Source organism: Paenibacillus sp. YN15, assembly GCF_003285005.1.
Lineage (GTDB): Bacteria > Bacillota > Bacilli > Paenibacillales > NBRC-103111 > Paenibacillus_AR.
In genome coordinates this window covers 63919-82187 of sequence record NZ_QMFA01000024.1, presented here as the reverse complement: position 1 = coordinate 82187, position 18269 = coordinate 63919, and the positions used below count along the sequence as shown (strand labels likewise).

General features: G+C 55.5%; 17 protein-coding genes. 15 read left to right on the top strand and 2 right to left on the bottom strand.

What is annotated here, in order from left to right:
- The first annotated feature begins 314 nt into the window (after nt 1-314).
- The 14 genes from DQG13_RS18780 (at nt 315) to nifV (ending at nt 13542) form a co-directional block, all read left to right on the top strand.
- Nucleotides 315-1685 (top strand): nitrogenase component 1, encoded by a 1371-nt coding sequence (locus DQG13_RS18780; RefSeq protein ID WP_113021320.1) that lies wholly within the window; start codon nt 315-317, stop codon nt 1683-1685.
- Nucleotides 1669-2988, top strand: coding sequence for a nitrogenase iron-molybdenum cofactor biosynthesis protein NifN (gene nifN / locus DQG13_RS18775; protein ID WP_181592837.1), 1320 nt, complete (start codon nt 1669-1671; stop codon nt 2986-2988). The genes DQG13_RS18780 and nifN overlap by 17 nt, the downstream gene beginning before the upstream one ends.
- Before the next feature lie 3 nt (nt 2989-2991).
- Nucleotides 2992-3396, top strand: coding sequence for a NifB/NifX family molybdenum-iron cluster-binding protein (locus DQG13_RS18770; RefSeq protein ID WP_113021318.1), 405 nt, complete (start codon nt 2992-2994; stop codon nt 3394-3396).
- Between the two features lie 94 nt (nt 3397-3490).
- On the top strand, nt 3491-3808 hold the full coding sequence (locus DQG13_RS18765; RefSeq protein WP_113021317.1) for a P-II family nitrogen regulator: 318 nt from the start codon (nt 3491-3493) through the stop codon (nt 3806-3808).
- A gap of 70 nt (nt 3809-3878) precedes the next feature.
- A complete protein-coding gene (locus DQG13_RS18760) occupies nt 3879-4253 on the top strand; it encodes a P-II family nitrogen regulator (protein WP_113021316.1) in 375 nt (124 codons plus the stop codon).
- Nucleotides 4254-4274: 21 nt separating this feature from the next.
- Nucleotides 4275-4994: a type 1 glutamine amidotransferase gene (locus DQG13_RS18755; RefSeq protein WP_113021315.1), complete on the top strand. Its 720-nt coding sequence runs from the start codon at nt 4275-4277 to the stop codon at nt 4992-4994.
- Nucleotides 4991-5641: a pyridoxamine 5'-phosphate oxidase family protein gene (locus DQG13_RS18750; protein ID WP_258525754.1), complete on the top strand. Its 651-nt coding sequence runs from the start codon at nt 4991-4993 to the stop codon at nt 5639-5641. The genes DQG13_RS18755 and DQG13_RS18750 overlap by 4 nt, the downstream gene beginning before the upstream one ends.
- Nucleotides 5574-6113 carry a hypothetical protein gene (locus DQG13_RS30850; RefSeq protein WP_113021314.1) on the top strand — a complete coding sequence of 180 codons (540 nt, stop codon included), beginning with the start codon at nt 5574-5576 and terminating at the stop codon, nt 6111-6113. Before DQG13_RS18750 ends, DQG13_RS30850 begins: the two co-directional genes overlap by 68 nt.
- Before the next feature lie 1264 nt (nt 6114-7377).
- Complete coding sequence (gene nifH, locus DQG13_RS18740; protein ID WP_113021313.1) at nt 7378-8205, top strand: nitrogenase iron protein; 828 nt, start codon at nt 7378-7380, stop codon at nt 8203-8205.
- Nucleotides 8206-8220: 15 nt separating this feature from the next.
- Nucleotides 8221-9786: a nitrogenase iron-iron protein, alpha chain gene (gene anfD, locus DQG13_RS18735; RefSeq protein ID WP_113021312.1), complete on the top strand. Its 1566-nt coding sequence runs from the start codon at nt 8221-8223 to the stop codon at nt 9784-9786.
- A 40-nt stretch (nt 9787-9826) separates the two neighbouring features.
- Nucleotides 9827-10180, top strand: coding sequence for a Fe-only nitrogenase subunit delta (anfG, locus tag DQG13_RS18730; protein WP_113021311.1), 354 nt, complete (start codon nt 9827-9829; stop codon nt 10178-10180).
- A gap of 30 nt (nt 10181-10210) precedes the next feature.
- Nucleotides 10211-11599, top strand: a complete 1389-nt coding sequence (gene anfK, locus DQG13_RS18725) for a Fe-only nitrogenase subunit beta (RefSeq protein ID WP_113021310.1) — start codon at nt 10211-10213, stop codon at nt 11597-11599.
- A gap of 29 nt (nt 11600-11628) precedes the next feature.
- On the top strand, nt 11629-12099 hold the full coding sequence (locus DQG13_RS18720; RefSeq protein ID WP_258525753.1) for a hypothetical protein: 471 nt from the start codon (nt 11629-11631) through the stop codon (nt 12097-12099).
- A gap of 285 nt (nt 12100-12384) precedes the next feature.
- The gene (gene nifV, locus DQG13_RS18715; RefSeq protein WP_113021309.1) at nt 12385-13542 is read left to right on the top strand and encodes a homocitrate synthase; all 1158 of its coding nucleotides are present in this window, start codon (nt 12385-12387) and stop codon (nt 13540-13542) included.
- 403 nt (nt 13543-13945) lie between these two features.
- Here nifV and DQG13_RS18710 read toward each other — a convergent pair whose 3' ends face one another.
- The gene (locus DQG13_RS18710; protein ID WP_258525752.1) at nt 13946-15247 is read right to left on the bottom strand and encodes an MDR family MFS transporter; all 1302 of its coding nucleotides are present in this window, start codon (nt 15245-15247) and stop codon (nt 13946-13948) included.
- Between the two features lie 452 nt (nt 15248-15699).
- Here DQG13_RS18710 and DQG13_RS18705 point away from each other — a divergent pair, with 452 nt between their 5' ends.
- A complete protein-coding gene (locus tag DQG13_RS18705; protein WP_113021308.1) occupies nt 15700-16464 on the top strand; it encodes a PDDEXK nuclease domain-containing protein in 765 nt (254 codons plus the stop codon).
- Here the strand turns inward: DQG13_RS18705 and DQG13_RS18700 are convergent, their stop codons facing one another.
- Complete coding sequence (locus DQG13_RS18700) at nt 16465-17652, bottom strand: MFS transporter (RefSeq protein ID WP_113021307.1); 1188 nt, start codon at nt 17650-17652, stop codon at nt 16465-16467.
- Nucleotides 17653-18269 lie beyond the last annotated feature (617 nt).

Sequence of the window (18269 nt, the reverse complement as noted above, 5' to 3'; positions counted from 1 at the left end):
GAAATTAAGCCGGGACTAAGGCAGCAGCCTGGCAACAGTGAACGGCGCGAGCCGCATTGTCCGGTTAACGTCCGGATGATGCGGCTTTTCTCAACCGGCGGTTAGGGAAAGCCGTGCCATTTCAAATTGAAAACGCTTAATGTGATGATAATGTTAATTTACATGACACGATTTCTGCCAAAGTTAAAAACATGGAAAAGAGGGATTGAGTTTAAGTATGTTACAACTTATTATAATTAAATATAAGTAGTTATAGTTTATGTGGGTTTAGGCATGGAATGCAGCAGCGGGTTCCCAAAAAAGGAGGGATTGTGATGCCGAAAGAAGGCGCAAATTTGTTTGTCGAACCGGCTTGCGAACATAACTCGCAGGAGCATAAGGGCTGCTCCCGGCCGAAGCCGGGCGAATTGATTAAGGGCTGCGCTTTTCAGGGCTCACAGGGCGCTTTGCTGCCTGTATCCGACTCCGCCCATCTGGTGCACGGCACGCCAGGCTGTCTGGAGAACAGCTGGGGGATGCTGCTGCGCGGCTCCTTCGGCGTTTCGTTGACGAAGCATGCCTTCACTACCGCCTTGACCAAGGAGGACATTGTGCTGGGGGGAGAAAAAAAGCTGCTCCGGGCCATCGGCTACATTGCCGAGCAGTATCATCCCCCTTGTGTATTCGTGTATGCCACCTGCATTACCCTGCTGGCCATGGAGGACTTGGATGCTGTTTGCACGGAAGCCGAAAAGCGCTGGAAGCTTCCGGTGATCGCTGTTCATAACCCAGGCTTTGCCGGCAGTATGAATATGGGCCACCGGCTGGCGGGGGAGGCGCTGTTCGAGAAGGTGGTCGGCGCCGGAGCGGGCAAGCCGGAGAAGCCGGCGGCCTACGGGATCAATTTGATCGGAGAGCATCATTTCGCCGCGGAGGGAATGGAGATTGAGGCGCTTCTGTCCAAGGTGGGCATCCGCGTTCTGTCGCGGATCGCCGGGGAGTGCACCTACCAGGAGCTGAAGGACGCCAATTGCGCCAAGGTCAATATGCTGGTTTGCAGCCGCTCCATGCTTACCCTGGCCCGGAAGATGCGCGACCGCTTCGGCATTCCCTATTTTGAAGGCTCCTTCTACGGCAGCAGGGAAATCCGCTTCAGCCTGCGCCAGCTGGCCTACCATTTTCAGGACGCCCAGCTGGACCGGAAGATTCACCGGTTTATCCGCAAGGAGGAGGAGCGCCTCAAGAAGGACATCGCCCTCTCCTTCCGGGAGCTAAAGGGCAAGAAGCTTGTTCTTTACACCGACGGGTCGGAAAGCTGGGCTTTTCTGTCCGCCCTGCAGGAGCTGGGATTGAAGGTGGTGGGCATCGGCACCAACAGGAATGCCCAGGAGGATTTGTCCCGGATCAGGGAACGGGCGGCTGCGGATACGGTGCTGGAGAAGGAAAGCGATGAGAGGAAGGTGCTGAAGCTGTACCGGGAAAGACGGGCGGATCTGATGATCGTCTCCAGCCGCAACGCTTATGTGCCCTTGAAGGAAAAGATTCCGTTTCTCGATATTGACCAGGAGCGGGCCGGCGCCTATTCCGGCTATGCGGGCATAAGGAGGATGGGACGGGATCTCCTGGATGTGCTGGGGCAGCCTGTATGGCGGCTGATATACCGCAAGTCGCCTTGGGAGGGGGATGGCTATGGAGCTGAGTTTTGAACAGCGGGACCGCCCCTTGGCCATCAATCCCTTCCGGGTCAGCCAATCCCTCGGCGGTGTGCTGGCGCTGCAGGGCATCTTCCGCTCCCTGCCGGTACTGCATGGACCCCAGGGCTGCGCCGAATCCATCCAGACTGTTCTCTCCCGGCACTTCCGGGAGCCTATCCCTCTGCAGAATATCGCCATGCAGGAGTACAATCTGATCTTTGGCGGGGAAAAGACCATTCATGAGGTGCTGCAGATTGTCTTCACCAAACATAATCCGGATGTGGTGGCGGTGGTGGGCTCCTCCATGACCGAAGCGGTGGGGGAGGATTTGCCCGGTGCGGTCCGCTCCTTCCGCAAGCTTCATGAGAAGATGCTGCAGGACAAACTTCTTCTTGAGCTGTATCTGCCGGATTATGAGGGCTCCCTGGAGTCCGGCTATGCCCGGATGACCGAGGCGGCGCTCCGGGAGCTGGCTTCCCGGTACCGGGCAGGGGGCAGCTCCAAGGCCCGGCGCAAGGACAGGATCAACCTGCTGGCCGGCTCCCATCTCACCCCGGGGGATGTCATGGAGCTGAAGGAGATCATCTCGTCCTTTGGCCTGGAGGTGATTGTTCTGCCCGATTTATCCTCTTCTCTGGCCGGCCATCTGCTGGTGGGCCATATGTCCCTCTCCCGCGGCGGCGTTCCTCTGGATTATCTTTGGGAGATGGCCGCCTCGGGCTTTACGCTGGCTGTCGGCAGCAGCATGGAGCCTGCGGCCAGGATTTTGGAGGAGGAGTTTGGCATTGGATACCACATATTCCCAAGTGTGTCGGGGCTGGAGGCCACGGATGGATTTTTCGGCTTCCTGCAGCGGTACAGCCGCAATGCAGTGCAAATGAAATACCGGTGGCAGCGCCAATTTGCCCTGGATTGCCTGTTGGATACCCGGGCGTCCTTCCGGGGGAAGCAGGTTGTGGCCGCTTTGGAACCGGATCATTTGGTTTCCGTGCAAGCTTGGCTGTGGGAAGCGGGAATCAAGGCTTTTTCGGCGGTGGTGCCATTTTCCACTTCTGCATTGGAGCTGGTGAAGGGAGATACGATTGAAGGGGATCTCCAGGATCTGCAGCTGATGGCCAACCGGGGGGCGGATTTATGGATCAGCAACTCCTATGGAGAGCATGTGGCCAAGGAGCTGGGCATCCGGTTTATGCCCATGGGCTTTCCCGTGCTGAACCGCTACGGCTCTCCATATTCCGTCAGCCTGGGATACCGGGGGATGGCGGACCTGCTGAACAGTCTGGGCAATGTCCTGATGAATGGGGAGCGTGTGTAGCCTATGAAGGTGGCGTTCGCATCCATGAAGGGCAAGTATCTGGATTGCGTGTTTGAGGATTGTTTTTCCTTTTCCGTGTTCGACTTTACGGCGGAGGGGTACCGGTGGCTGGAGACGCTGACCCTTCCCGGCTCTGCTGCCACCGATGGGGAAGGGGGAAGCGGGGGGGCGGTGCGGCTCGGGCTTCTTAGAGGCTGCAAGCTTTTGTTTGCGGCGGAAATCGGCAATGAGGCCGCCCGCAGGATGGCGAAGGCGGGAATTATGGTGCTGGAGACGGCGCCGGGGGCGGAGGTTATCGGCCAACTGGATAAGATGCAGACCATGCTGAAGGAGCGTCCTCCCCTTTGGCTGGCCAGGGCGCTGCTGCGTTCCTCCACAGAGGAGGAGAACGGAGGGGAAAGGATTTAACCGGAGAGGGGGTGACGCCGGCATTGACGGCGGCCGAGAAGAAGGGTTATGGAATGCAGTTGATTTTTATCCTAAAAGAGGAGGATGGACGGGAATGAAAATGGTGCGGGCAATTGTCAGACCGGAAAAAGTGGAGGATGTGGTAGGCGGACTGGAGGATGCGGGGTATTATTCCCTGACCAAGCTGAATGTGTTTGGACGGGGCAAGCAAAAGGGCATTACTCTGGGGGAGGTCCACTATGATGAGCTGCCCAAGGTGATGCTTCTGATGGCGGTGGAGGATGAAAGCGTCGAGGAAGTGGTGAAAATCATCAGCTACAAGGCCTACACCGGGCATTTCGGCGACGGCAAGGTGTTTATCAGCCCGGTGGAGGAAGCCATTACCGTGCGCACGGGCGCCAAGGGTCTGTAGGGCGTCCGGCTGCGCCGGTTTCCGGCCAACCAAGCACCAAGTGCGGTGAAATAGAGCGGAGGCGAACTGTATGAAAGAGTTGATTGTCATCATCCGGCCCAATAAAATGACTGCCACCAAGGAGGCCTTGGACACGTTGGGTTATCCGTCCATGACGGTGTCCCCGGTGCTGGGGCGGGGCAAACAAAGAGGAATTGCCGGAGAGGTGAAGATAACCTCGGAAAGTGTGCTGGCGGCTGCGGCCAATTCCGGTACGGGGATGAAATATATCCCCAAGCGGCTGTTGAACCTGATTGTCCAGGATGAGGATGTGGATCTGGTGGTGAACACCCTGATCAAGATCAATCAGACGGGGCAGGTGGGAGACGGGCGGATTTTTATCTGTCCGATTGAGGATGCGCTGCGGGTTAGAACAGGCGAAACAGGCGTCCGGGCCATCATTTAGCGCCGGGAAGAAGGGATTACTGTGAGAATACACTATTTGCAGCATATTGCGCTGGAGCATCCCGGCAGTATTCTGGATTGGGCCGGAAGCAAGGGCCATCCGTTATCCTGCACCCGGTTTTACCTGGAAGAGGAGCTGCCTGCCCCGGAGGATTTTGATCTGCTGGTGATTATGGGCGGGCCGATGAATATTTACGAGGAGGACCGGTATCCTTGGCTTGCTGCGGAGAAAAAGCTGATCCGGGCTGCGGCGGAAGCGGGCAAGGGAGTGCTGGGCATCTGCCTGGGCAGCCAACTGATCGCCGATGCGCTGGGAGGTGAGGTAACTGCCAATCCCCTGCCGGAAATCGGCTGGTTCCCTGTTTTCTGGAATGAGGCTGCGGCGGCTGATCCGTTGTTTGCCGGTTTTCCCCGGGAATCCGTGGTGTTCCATTGGCATTATGACACCTTCAGCACGCTGCCTCCCCAGGCGCGGCTGCTGGCGGAAAGCGCGGGCTGTCCCCGTCAGGCGTATGTGGTGGGGGACCGGGTAGTGGGCTTTCAGTTCCATCTGGAAAATACTGAAGAGCTGCTCCGGGGCTACGTGGAGGAATGCGGCGGGGAGTTGGTGAAGTCGGACTTTGTCCAGACTTCGGAGGAGCTTTTGGCGCATCCGGAATATGCGGCCCAATGCAACGGCTGGATGGTGCAGTTTTTGGACCGGCTGGAGGAGCGGATCATGGGAGGAGGCAGAGAATCATGATGGAGCATGTGAGCTATGCCAAGCGGGATTGCCGCGACCAGGACAAAATCAATGCGTTTCTCGCCGCTTCCCGTGTGGGCGTGGTCGGGATTGCGGGAGACGGCTATCCCTATGCGGTGCCGGTGAATTACGTCTGGCACAAGGGCTGCATCTATTTCCACGGCATGGGCTCGGGGAAAAAGCTGCGGCTTGTGGCGGATAACCCGAAGGTGTCCTTTACGGTTTACCGGGAGCACGGGACGGTAACCGACCCTGTGCCCTGCCATGCAGATACCTCCTACTTCAGCGTCATGGTGTTCGGCGAAGCGGAGCGGGTGAAGGATTTCGCCGAGGCGGCGGAGGTGCTCCAGCAGCTTCTGGAGAAGTTCACGCCGGGGTTCTACAAGCAGCCCATGTCGCCACGGATGGTGGAGGGCTACCGCTCGGCCATGGACGGCAATGCGGTCTCCGTAGTCCGGATTCGGCCTGTGCATATTACCGCCAAGGAGAATGCGGCAGAGCCGGAGGCGCTGTTTGGGCATCCGGGCGGAGCAGGCGCAGGGCACCCTGGCGGTCATGCGGGGCATCCGGGAGGAGCGAGTGCGGGTCATCCGGGAATGGGTATGGGACATCCTGGGGGTCATCCGGGCGGGCATTCTGGCGGTTGATGTGCGTGCGACAGTGAAATATCCGGCAGGAATGCCGGGAAAGGGGAGATGGGCGATGGGGGGTTCTTTGGATTCGGAAGCGCTGCTGAAGGGATTTTGTATTAGCTACGATCCTGTTCTGCTGGCCAGGCACCGGGTGATGTTTGCCATTCAATTGCGCAAGTATCTGGCGCATTACAAGTGTATGAACGAGGAGTTTGCCGTTGGGGAGGACGGGGAGATCAACCGCGCCCATCCCCGCTATGGCCTGATCCGCTCCTGTGTGGCTACCGCCTGGGCGGAGATCGCCAGCGAGGAGCGGCGCGTGAGGTTTGCGGAGCAATATGGCGGGAGCTGCGGTTCCGGGGCCTGCGGCTCCGGCTCCGCAGGCGCATCAGCCGCTTGCAGTCCCGGTTCCTGTGCGCCGTCCGCTTGCGGGGCGCGGGCGCCGGGGCTGCGCAGCAGCGGCGGTTCTGGCTGCGGCGGCGCTTAAGCGGCTCCGCTGCCGCAAGTGTTTATGCTCCCGGTGATCGCCGGGAGCTTTTTGGCGTGGCGCCGCTGGATCAAACCGGCGGCATGCCCCGGTGCGTTTCTAACGGGAGCGTGCTGCGGTTCTGTCCCTTCACAGTAGACATTTTGCGAATTTTGTCTTTCATAAGGTGGACATGGGCAGAACAGCTCTCTCCTCCCCTACTTTGCACAAAAAACACAATATACGGGAAATGGACTCTGTTCAACCACTATATATGGACATGCACTCCGGAGCGGCCTCTATAGCCGCAATGTCCACTTTCCAGCGGACATTCGGGAGAGTTTTGTCCTTCTGATGCGCACAAAACCTGGAAACGAAAACCCGGAGACGGGAACCCGGTTTTTGCGCTCCCGCTGCATTGGCCGAATGCAATTATCCTGCGACTGCGGGAAGCGAATGGGAAACGGCTCGCTTCTTGACAAACGCAGGTTGTCAAAGGAGGCCGATGGGCGTTTATCTCCGTCACAGTTGGGCGGACAGAGAAGCCGTTATTTTCCGCTTCTGGCCCGTTTTTCGATTTTCACGGACAGACGTTCCGTTATTTGGCTCCAGAAGCATGGATTTCCCCCCGCTTGTTCACCATTAACGGAACGTGAGTCCGCGAGGGAGAAAAAAGGCGGATTTTGGCGAAATAGCGGAACCACAGTCCGCCAGTCCGTCAAACTCAAACGTCTTCATAAACGTCACCGCAGCTCCAAAGGACGCCGTCAGGTGTTTTTCTTGGCGTGCTCCAATGAGATAAACTGGGTCATGGCGGTGATGCCGGACTCCTTCAAGAGTTGCTGGGCCCCCGGACCAATGCGAATGAACGGGGAAATCCTGAAATTGCAGTATTGATTCCAAAAAGCTGCTCATGAAAACGTAATGCAAACTGCGGGTTGGATCATATTTGAAAGGATATGTAAGTTAATCTGACACAAACTTTGAATTTATTGTTTTTGACCATACAAAACAGCACTGATTTATTGACGATTTATCAGGATAGAAGATAATATAACACTAAACCTATTCCTTAACGAGATGGAAACAGGAGAAAACCTAACATTAAGCTGGAGAGACGGCCGTCGGAATCATGGGGAAGAAACAAGAGAAAAACCTTCCTCACAGAGTCGGAGGTGAAAGGAGCAAACTTTTCGCAAGGAAAGGAAATTCGCAAGGAAATCAAACCAGATTCGTTCGCATTTAAAATTCAGAAAATTCTAAAAATTGAGAGGAGAACACTCACATGACCAGAAAAATCGCAATCTACGGCAAAGGCGGCATCGGCAAGTCCACCACGCAACAAAACACGGCTGCGGCAATGGCTTATTTTCACGACCAAAAGGTATTCATCCACGGCTGTGATCCCAAGGCCGACTCAACCCGGATGATTCTCGGGGGCATGAACCAAAAAACGCTGATGGATACCCTGCGGGACATCGGCGCCGAAAATGTAACCACAGAGAAGGTGGTTAACACCGGCTTTAAAGACATTCGCTGCGTAGAATCCGGCGGCCCCGAACCGGGCGTAGGCTGTGCCGGTCGAGGCGTTATTACCGCCATTGACCTGATGGAGGCCAACGGCGCTTATACCGAGGACCTGGACTTCGTGTTCTTCGATGTATTGGGCGACGTGGTATGCGGCGGCTTCGCCATGCCGATCCGGGATGGCAAGGCCCAGGAGGTGTACATCGTGGCCTCCGGTGAAATGATGGCCATCTACGCAGCCAACAATATCTGTAAAGGCCTGCTGAAATACGCCAAACAAAGCGGCGTGCGTCTGGGAGGCGTCATCTGCAACAGCCGGAAGGTGGACCGGGAGCGGGAGTTCCTGGAGGAGTTCACCGCCGCCATCGGCACCCAAATGATTCATTTTATGCCCCGGGACAATATTGTGCAAAAAGCCGAGTTTAACAAAAAGACTGTAGTTGAATACGATCCGGAATGCAACCAAGCATTCGAATATAGTGAGCTTGGCCGCAAGATCATCGAAAACAAGAACTTCGTGATTCCGAAGCCGCTGTCTATGGATGCTCTGGAAGAAATGGTTGCCAAATACGGTATTGCTGATTAAGGGAGGAACGAGACCATGCCTTATCATACATTTAAAGTGAGCGAATGTATCCCTGAGAGAACGAAGCATGCGGTTGTAAAGGGTCCCGGCGAGGATCTGTCCATGGCTCTCCCCCTTGGTTATTTGAATACCATCCCCGGCACCATCTCCGAACGCGGCTGCGCCTACTGCGGGGCCAAGCACGTAATCGGCACTCCCATGAAGGATGTTATCCATATCAGCCATGGTCCGGTGGGCTGCACCTACGACACTTGGCAAACCAAACGCTACATCAGCGACAACGACAATTTTCAGTTGAAAAACACCTTTGCCACCGATATGAAGGAAAAGCACATTGTATTCGGCGCAGAGAAGCTGCTGAAGCAGAATATGATCGAGGCCTTTAAGGCTTTTCCCAAAATCAAACGGATGACCATCTATCAAACCTGCGCCTCCGCCCTGATCGGCGACGATATTGACGCCATTGCCGCAGAGGTGATGGAGGAAATGCCTGACGTGGACATCTTCGTCTGCAACTCTCCGGGCTTCGGCGGCCCCAGCCAATCCGGCGGCCACCACAAGATCAACATCGCCTGGATCAACCAGAAGGTGGGCAATGTGGAGCCTGAGATTACCAGCGATTATGTGATCAACTATGTGGGGGAGTATAACATCCAGGGCGACCAGGAAGTGATGCAGGACTATTTTAAGCGGATGGGTATTCAAATTCTCTCCACCTTTACCGGCAACGGTTCCTATGACGAATTGAGAGGAATGCACAGAGCGCATCTGAACGTGCTGGAGTGCGCCCGCTCTGCCGAATATATTTGCAACGAGCTGCGGGTACGCTACGGCATTCCCCGCCTGGACATTGACGGCTTCGGCTTTGAGGCCTTGTCCGCATCGCTTCGGAAAATCGGTCTTTTCTTCGGGATCGAGGACCGCGCCGAGGCGATTATCAAGGAGGAAACCGAACGCTGGAAGCCGGAGCTGGACTGGTACAAGGAGCGTCTGAAGGGCAAGCGGGTCTGCCTCTGGCCGGGCGGCTCCAAGCTGTGGCATTGGGCCAACGCCATCCATGAGGAGATGGGGGTGGACGTTGTGTCGGTTTACACCAAGTTCGGCCACCAAGGCGATATGGAAAAAGGGATTGCCCGCTGTGAGGAAGGGGCGCTGGCCATCGACGACCCCAACGAGCTGGAGGGGTTGGAGGCTATGGAGACGCTGAAGCCGGACATTATCTTCACCGGCAAACGTCCCGGCGAGGTGGCCAAGAAGATCCGCGTGCCGTATCTGAACGCCCATGCCTACCACAACGGGCCGTACAAGGGCTACGAGGGTTGGGTCCGTTTTGCCCGGGACATCTATAACGCCATCTATTCTCCCATCTATCATCTGTCGGGGCTGGACATCAGCAAGGATGAGTTTGACACCGATGTGCAGTTCGCCACCCAAGCGAGGCTCTCCGATGCCGGATTAAGCGAGGAAGTACGCAGCTCCACGACGCTGCGCCAATATACCGGCGGCTTCGATTCGGTAACCAAGCTGCGGGAGCGGGATTACCCGTATATGAAGAAGCAGCCCGAAGGCGCAAAGGCGTAGCCGCAACCGTCAACGGATATTTATAAGGAGGGCCCGACCCATGGATGAAGCGGTTAAAAAAGCGAGAGTCGCCCAGCTTGAGGACTATATTATGAAAAAATGCCTGTGGCAGTTTCATTCCCGGGCCTGGGACAGAGAAAAGCAAAACGAGGGTATCTTGACGAAAACCAAGCAAATTCTGTGCGGCGAGCCGGTGGAAAAGGACACCCCCGCAGACAGATGCTACTGGGTAGACGCTGTTGTATTGGCAGAGGCTTATCAGGAGCGGTTCGACTGGATTGCATCCGCCACCAAGGACGAAATCAAGGAAGTGATGGCGGCGCTGAAGGAGCGCATCGACTTCCTGACCATTACCGGCTCCCTCAATGAAGAGCTGAAGGTGAAAGCATATTAACTCCAACCCAATTGAATCGGAGGGAACCCTATGAGTTGTGAAGTGATCCAAAAAGACCGGGCAGGCGTCATCAATCCGATTTTTACCTGCCAGCCTGCGGGAGCGCAATTCGCCGCCATCGGCATTAAGGATTGCATCGGTATTGTGCATGGAGGGCAAGGCTGTGTCATGTTTGTCCGCCTCTGGTTTTCCCAGCACTTCAAGGATAATTTTCTGATGGCCTCCTCCTCGGTCCATGAGGACGGCGCCGTGTTCGGAGCCTTGAACCGGGTGGAGGAAGCGGTGGATGTGCTGCTGATGCGCTATCCCGATGTGAAGGTGGTCCCCATTATTACCACCTGCTCCACGGAGGTCATCGGCGACGATGTGGACGGTGTTGTCACCAAGCTGAACAACGGCTTGCTGAAGGAAAAGTTCGCAGGCCGCGAGGTGCATCTGATTCCCATTCATTCCCCCAGCTTTGTGGGCAGCCATGTGACCGGGTATGATGTGGCGGTGAATGATTTTGTGCAATATTTTGCGGAAAAAAGCGAGCCTAACGGCAAGCTGAACCTGATTACCGGCTGGGTGAACCCCGGCGATGTAACCGCGCTGAAGCATCTATTGAAGGAAATGGATGTGGAGGCTACCGTGCTTTTTGAAATCGAAAGCTTCGACTCCCCCATTCTGCCGGACAAAACCGGCGAATCCCACGGCAGCACCACCATTGCCGATCTGCAGGGTACGGCCAATGCCCTGGGCACTATCTGCCTGAACCGTTATGAGGGCGGCAAGGCGGCCAAATATCTGGAGAATGAGTTCGATATCCCCACCATCGTCGGACCGACTCCCATCGGCATTCGCAATACGGACGCTTTCCTGAAAAATGTGAAGAAGCTCACCGGCAAGCCGATCCCGGCAACGCTTGTGAAGGAGCGGGGCATTGCCATCGACGCTCTGACGGACCTGGTGCATATGTTCCTGGCGGATAAGAAGGTAGCCATTTACGGGCATCCCGACCTGGTGATCGGCCTGGCGCAATTCTGTCTGGACCTGGAAATGAAGCCGGTGCTCTTGATGCTGGGGGACGACAATGTTAATTATAAGAATGACCCCCGGATCAAGGAGCTTCAGGAGAATGTCAAGTTCGACATGGAAGTGGTGCTGAACGCCGACCTGATGACCCTGGAGGAGCGGATCAAAAGCAAAAAGGTGGAGCTGGACCTGATCCTGGGCCATTCCAAAGGCCGGTTTATCTCCATCGACAACCAGATTCCCATGGTCCGGGTGGGCTTTCCCACCTATGACCGGGCGGGCCTGTACCGGCATCCCATAGTGGGCTACGCCGGGGCCATCTGGCTGGCGGAGGAAATGGCCAACCATTTATTTACGGATATGGAATACAAGAAGAACAAGGAATGGATTTTGAACGTGTGGTAAAAGGGCCCGGCCCAAAGGAGGCGGAACGTATGACCATGCTGGAGCTTATGCGGAAGGAGCCGGATTATCAGGCCTTCGAGGAAAATTACGGGGATGCCCTGGGCTACCATCTCCGGGCGGAGCAGTTCCGGCGGAGCGGCCAGCGCTTCAGTCTGGTGTTTAATGTGGGTGCGGTGGCTCTGGAGCGGTATCTGGTGGCCATGTGCCACTTGTATGGAGTGATGCCCTTAAACCATAACTTTATTTGCCTCCTGAACGCCGTTGAACTGGTGACGGAGATTCCGCGGGAGCTGAACAAGGAAATCCGCTCTCTCGATTTTATCTTCGGCATCTGCTCCCTGGACGATTACTTCCACGGCGAACCCACCCCCAAGGATGCCGAGCGGGTGCTTGCCATGTGCGGCGAGGTCCGCGGGTTGTTTGATCTGGAGCGGATGGCCGCCATCCGGCAAACCGCCGCCGCAGCGGAGCTGGCTGAGGCGGATCGGGCGGAGGCTTGAGTGAGAACTTAAGCGGAACCCATCAATATGCCCCTCTCTATGCCGTCCTTTGGACGGCTTTTTTACATAAAGACACCTTTTTCGGTTGAAATAGTCACCTGTGCCGCCGTTGGCTTGGAACGTAATGTTAAATAAATTAACACAAATGAGTGAAAAATATGTGAAAACAGGGTTATTTCCCCATTTCCTGATTGACGAAAACAAAAAAATTTGCGTATCATGGATAAATAATATTGAAATCACATTATATATGTTAGATAATATAACATAAAGGAGAGATCACTCATGAAGCCCATTAAATTTTGCGATACCACATTGCGGGACGGAGAGCAGGCGGCGGGTGTAGTGTTCTCGCCGGAGGAGAAACGGGAAATTGTGCGCCAGCTGGCCAAAGCCGGAGTGGAGCAGGCGGAGATCGGCATTCCGGCCATGGGTGAGGAGGAGCGTGCAGTGATCCGCTCCATTGTCGACATGGGTTTGCCCATCCAGCTGTCCGCTTGGAACCGGGCCTTAAAGGAGGACATCGACGCCTCCCTTCAGACCGGTGTAAGCTGGGTGCATCTGACCATTCCCACCTCCGATTTGCAAATTAAAGCCAAGCTGCATATGAACCGCCAGGAGATTGTGACCATGATCCGCAGGGCGGTGGGTTATGCGCAGCAGTTCAATCTGGGGATTTCGGTGGGATTTGAGGATGCTTCCCGGGCGTATACCCCTTTTTTGGCGGAGCTGGTGCTGATTCTGTACAGCGACGGCATCCGGCGGTTCCGCTATGCCGATACGGTGTCGATGCTCCAGCCGGTGACGATGCGGGAGAAGATCCGGTCCATTCTGGGGGAATGCCCCGAGGATGTGGAGCTGGAGGTTCATTGCCACAATGACTTCGGCATGGCGACAGCCAATACCCTGGCGGCTTTGGAGGCGGGAGCCCTGTGGGCCAGCACCACCGTTACAGGCATCGGCGAACGGGCAGGCAATGCTTCCATGGAGGAGGTTGCCTTGGCTTGGAAGCATTTGTACGGCGGCCGCACGGGACTGGACACCATACATTTCAAGGAGCTGGCGGAGCTGGTCAGCGCCGCGGCGGGACGGCCGCTGCCGTTGGCGAAGCCTATTGTCGGGCCGATGGTGTTTACCCACGAGTCGGGCATCCATGTGGACGGCATGCTGAAGAACCGGGAGACCTACCAAAGCTTTGATCCGGTAGAGGTTGGAGCGGAGCACCGCTTTGTGCTGGGCAAGCATTCCGGCTGGAAGACGGTGGCCCATATTCTGCGCCAGAAGGGCATCCGCCCGGAACGGGAGCTGAGTGGTGAGCTGATGCGCGAGGTGCGGCTGGAGGCGGACCGGAACAAGCGGCTGATCGAGCCGGAGGAGCTGATGAAGCTGCTGGAAGGCGTGCGCAGCACCCGGACAGTGCCTGCGCTGGAGGACGAGGAGTAGAAGCCGTCCTCCCGAAGAGGGGAACGGACGGCTTGGAATCGAAACGCGCGCCGATACGGCAAATTAATAACCGCCCGCAAGGCGGTTTTTTAATATGCAAAGAATTTATGAGTTTCGGCCATGCCGAAAAATCTTGAGGAAGGGGAACCTTTCTCAAAGTCTCAGAAAGTATATACGGGGTCCGCTAGGCTCCTCCGAGGGCAGGCAGTAGAGTAGGTGCGAGGGCAGGCCATTTTCGCGTGCAGGGGCGGGGGGGGGATGCAGTGATCCATCGAGTAAACCGCCATCTCGACGCACGTGGGATCGCCTGCCCACCTGCCACAGCAAACAAAAAAGGATCGTCAGGGTTTAGGCCCCGACGGTCCTTTTCCTTGCCTTGGCAGAGCAGCGGGCTGCGCCTGCCTCAGGCTGACACCTCCGCCGCAACCGGCTCGCCGGAGGAGGTTCCCCTTGACGAAGCCGAAACGGTGCGGTAGTAATACGCTTTGCACACAAAAAACATCGATATGCCACCGGCAACTATCAGCACGCCCAGGAGCCCGAACAGCCACTCCCCGTTCAGCTTGCTGAGCACCAGGCCGCCAAGCAGAGGGCCCAGGAAGCGGGACACCTGCCAGTTCATGCTGTAGAAGCTGAAGTAGAAGCCGCGCTCCTCGGCAGGCGCGATCACCGACACCAGCTTTTGGGAGTGGGGGCCGTTCATCATTTCCCCAATGGTAAACACGAACTCCACGGCGAACAGCAGCACCACCCATGGGGCAAAGCCGTATCCCAGGGCCACTAAGGCGAACATGGTGTATGCCGCTCCCATCACCCGGTGAAGGGGCATATTGGCCGTTTTGCGGGCGATCCAGATCTGCAGCAGAATAACCATCAGGCCGTTGAAGGTCATCAGAGAAGCGAAGATGGTCTGGTAATTGGTAAACCGCGACTGCAAATGAAGCGGGAAGGCGGATTCCACCAGCGCGTACAGAAGCGTTACCGGCATGGAGGAGAGGGTAATGGACACCAGCAGCTTATGCCTTCTCAACCAGCCGGGAAAGCTGAAGGGAGTGGGCTTTCCGGACGCCGGCCTGGCAGCAGCGTCTTCTGCAGCCGCGGAGGTTTGCGGTTTGGCCTGCAGCGTTTCCGGCACCTTCCACCAGACCAGGAGGGCGTAAATCCCGGTGGTGACTGCACAGGCGAAGAACACCATGTGCATATTCCAGTTGAAAAGCAAGAGCCCCAGCAGCGGTCCTGCGGCAGCCCCCAGGTTCAAGGCGGTATGGAACAGGGCGAATACCTCGGGCCGTTTATCCTCGGGCACCACATCGCTGACCTGGGCATTGGCGGCCGGATAGAACAAGGCATGGCCCATGCCGCTGAAGATGGAAATCAAGGCATAGTGCCAGACGCTGGTTGCCGTCATAAAGGCGAGCATGGACCCGCATTGGATGACGAGCGAAGCCAGCATAACCGGCTTCCGGCCTACTCTGTCGCTGAGCTTGCCGGCAAACAGGCCGACCAGCATCCCCACAAAGGGGGACAGAGAGACCACCAGCATGGACAGGAAAACGTTGCCCTCCAGCTGGCCGTAGAGGTACAGCACCAGAAATGGCCGCATCATAAAATTGGTGACGGAGGTCAGTGCCGTTCCGATGGCGCGAATCCAGATGGCGGCGTCATAGGTTTTCCAAAGACGGTTCATGTTAGCTGTGAATTTCATGCAAAAAGTCCTTTCCCAAACATTCGTTCCCTTATTATACGGGGATTCGCAGAAAGTGGGAAGAGGAAAATTTTTTATAACCAATTTATCTGGGTGGGATGGAAATCGGAGAAGTCTTGATAAAGATAGGTACCATTCTTGGTGCGGATTTTTGTGATATCATATAAACCATAAGCATTCAAGGAAGAGTGGAAATAAAATGGGTATATGCCCAATACTGATAAAAGGCTCGCGGGAGGAAGCAAGTGCATGAACTCGCACCGTGTTGTGAGGAATTTGAAAACTGCCGGCAACATCGGCGGAAATGGAGGAACACTTATGGGCGACAGCTTAATCCCGAATAGCGCAAACGCTTTCGACGAGGTTGTTTCCATCATTGACAATGCCCGCGAGAGCGCGTTCCGGGCCGTTATGTCGGCATAAAGGGCTTTTCACCCCAAAACATTTGGCGAATGAAGCAATTTTATGAAACGTATTGCGGCAAAGAAAAACTCTCGCCACTGGTGAGAGAAATTAGTTGGACAAACAATGTTCTGATAATGATGGCGGCAAAAACTGATGAGGAGCGAGAATTTTATCTTACTCTCTCGGCGAAAAACAAGTATTCAAAGAGGGAACTGGAGCGTCAAATAGACAGCGCCTTGTTTGAACGCACGATGCTGTCGGATATCACCAACAAGCTGATAACTGAACGTAATGAGGGTTTGACCGCCCTGCGGGACAGCTATGTGCTCGAATTTCTGGACTTGCCGGAAAATCATAAAGAAATGGATTTGCGAAAAGCCATTGTCGGTAATTTGAAAAACTTTATCTTGGAATTCGGTAAAGACTTTGCCTTCGTAGGTGAAGAATATCGCGTTCAGGTCGGTACTACCGACTTTAACATAGATTTGCTGTTTTATCATCGCGAACTTCACTGCCTTGTGGCGAAAGAATTGAAAATCGGCAGATTTAAGCCGGAACACCTTGGTCAGCTTGAATTCTATTTAGAGGCTCTTGACCGTGATGTTAAGAAGGCAGACGAAAATCCAAGCGTAGGGCTTGTCCTCTGCACAAAAAAGGATGCGGCAGTGGTTGAATACGCCTTGAGCCGCAGTCTGTCTCCTGCCTTGATTGCAGATTATAAACTGCATTTGCCCGATAAACACATACTCGAAAGCAAATTGCGTGAGTTGACGGAGCTTGCCGAAAACTCTGTCGGCGAAGACGACGAATAACTACACTCCTTGAGAAACCATCCGTTTGCCTTTCTTCAAACGGCTTTCCTGTTCCGGCGAAGGCTTAAGCAGGAGCAGAACGGCCAGACGGACCAGCGCAATGGCCAGGAAGCAGCCCCATATGGGAAGAACCAGCAGGAGGACGCCGGACAGCAGTCCGCCCACGGCATTGCCCCCATTCATCAGCAATTGGAAATCGGAGAAGAAGTCCATCTCTTTTTTGTGGGTTTGCGCTTCCTCCATCATTACCGAGTTGGTGGAAACCTCCGTCACCGCGGCGCATCCGCCCAGGATCGCCTGCAGCACTACCAGCGCGGCGTAATGGCTGACCTTGCCGTAGGGCAGGATCACCAGCGCCATGCCCATCAGGGCGGTGGCGTAAACCCGCATGGCGCCGAAGCGTTCGATGGCCCGCCGGGTCACCGGCATCAGAATGGCGGAGAGAATGCCTGATGCGATTACGAAAAAGGCAATGTCCGTATTGGACAGGCCCAGTTTTTTGACGTGGTAAATGGTAAACAGAGGGGCCACCATGGCGATGCCGATGTTGTTCATGGCCATCCACCACAGCTTGCGGTTGCACTCCTGGAAAGGCCGGACCATGTGCAGCCGGATGGGCTTTTTCTCATGGGGGGCCAGGGTGGCAATCAGATTCATGCCGGTAAAGGTGGCCAGGCAGCCCACCAGCATGGAGATGGCGTAATTCTTCGGAAAAAACTGCTGAGTGGCGTCCAGGGCATAACCGATGCCGTAGCTGCCCACCACCAGAATGACAATCCCGATCAGCTTATTGTTGCTGAACAGCTTGGGGAAGTCCTCTTGGGGCACCACGCGGCGGAGAATGGCAGGCTGCTGGGCGCCGGTAATCATGACGGAGACGGCGTTGAGCCCCCAGAAGAAGAGCAGCACCGGAATGGGATGGGGCAGCAGCACGGAAACCGCCATGCTCAGGAAGGCAAATTGCCGCACATAGCCGCTGGTCAGATAGACGCCCCGGGTCACCGGCAGCTGCCGGGTCAAAAAAGCCAGAGACAAGGCGCAGAACAGCGGAGGAAGGGAATTGGAGAGCGCAATCTGAAAATCCGTAGCGCCCAACCGGGCTATCAAAACGGGCAAAAAGGTGAAGAATGCTACGCTTTTCACATTCTGAAGGGCGGCATCCAGGTAAATGCGTGTTGAAATTTTCATGATGGAATTTGTCCTTTCCTGCCCGTACTTTTCCGCATGTAAAGAAATTGTGAAACGCTTTACTAACAGCTTACTGGGGTTTCACTCTTCTTTACATGGACATCCCAACCAAAAAGCATGGATTTTTTTGCTCTGGGGAATGGGTGTAATGTAAGCGGCAAGCAATGTCTGTTATTTGCATGGAAGTGCCTGATTGGTGGGGAATAGCGACATAAATTGTCTGCTATGAGCTTCATTTTGCTCTGAAACCCGGCTTTTCCCGGAGCATAAGCAACATTTTATGTCGTTATTTGGCTCAAAAGAGGCCGTTTTCTAAAATAAGCAACATTTGCAGTCCGCTATCATTCCGCAGTTCACCAATCCCGCCATCCGCAGTTCACCAATCGCGCCGTCCTCGTCCCCGACCGGAAAAACTCCGGGCTTGCATCGCTGCCGCACATTGCATATAATAGACGGTAAATTCATATCCCATGAATGCGTTGACGGAGAAGAGTAAGCGATTTGCCGCCGGACAGGGAGGGAGCGCCGGAGATTGAGAGCGCCCCCGCGTGACGGAACCGCCGAAGTTCGCTCCCGAGCAGTCCCTTGAACCAACGGGCTAACCTCCCGTTTCCAGT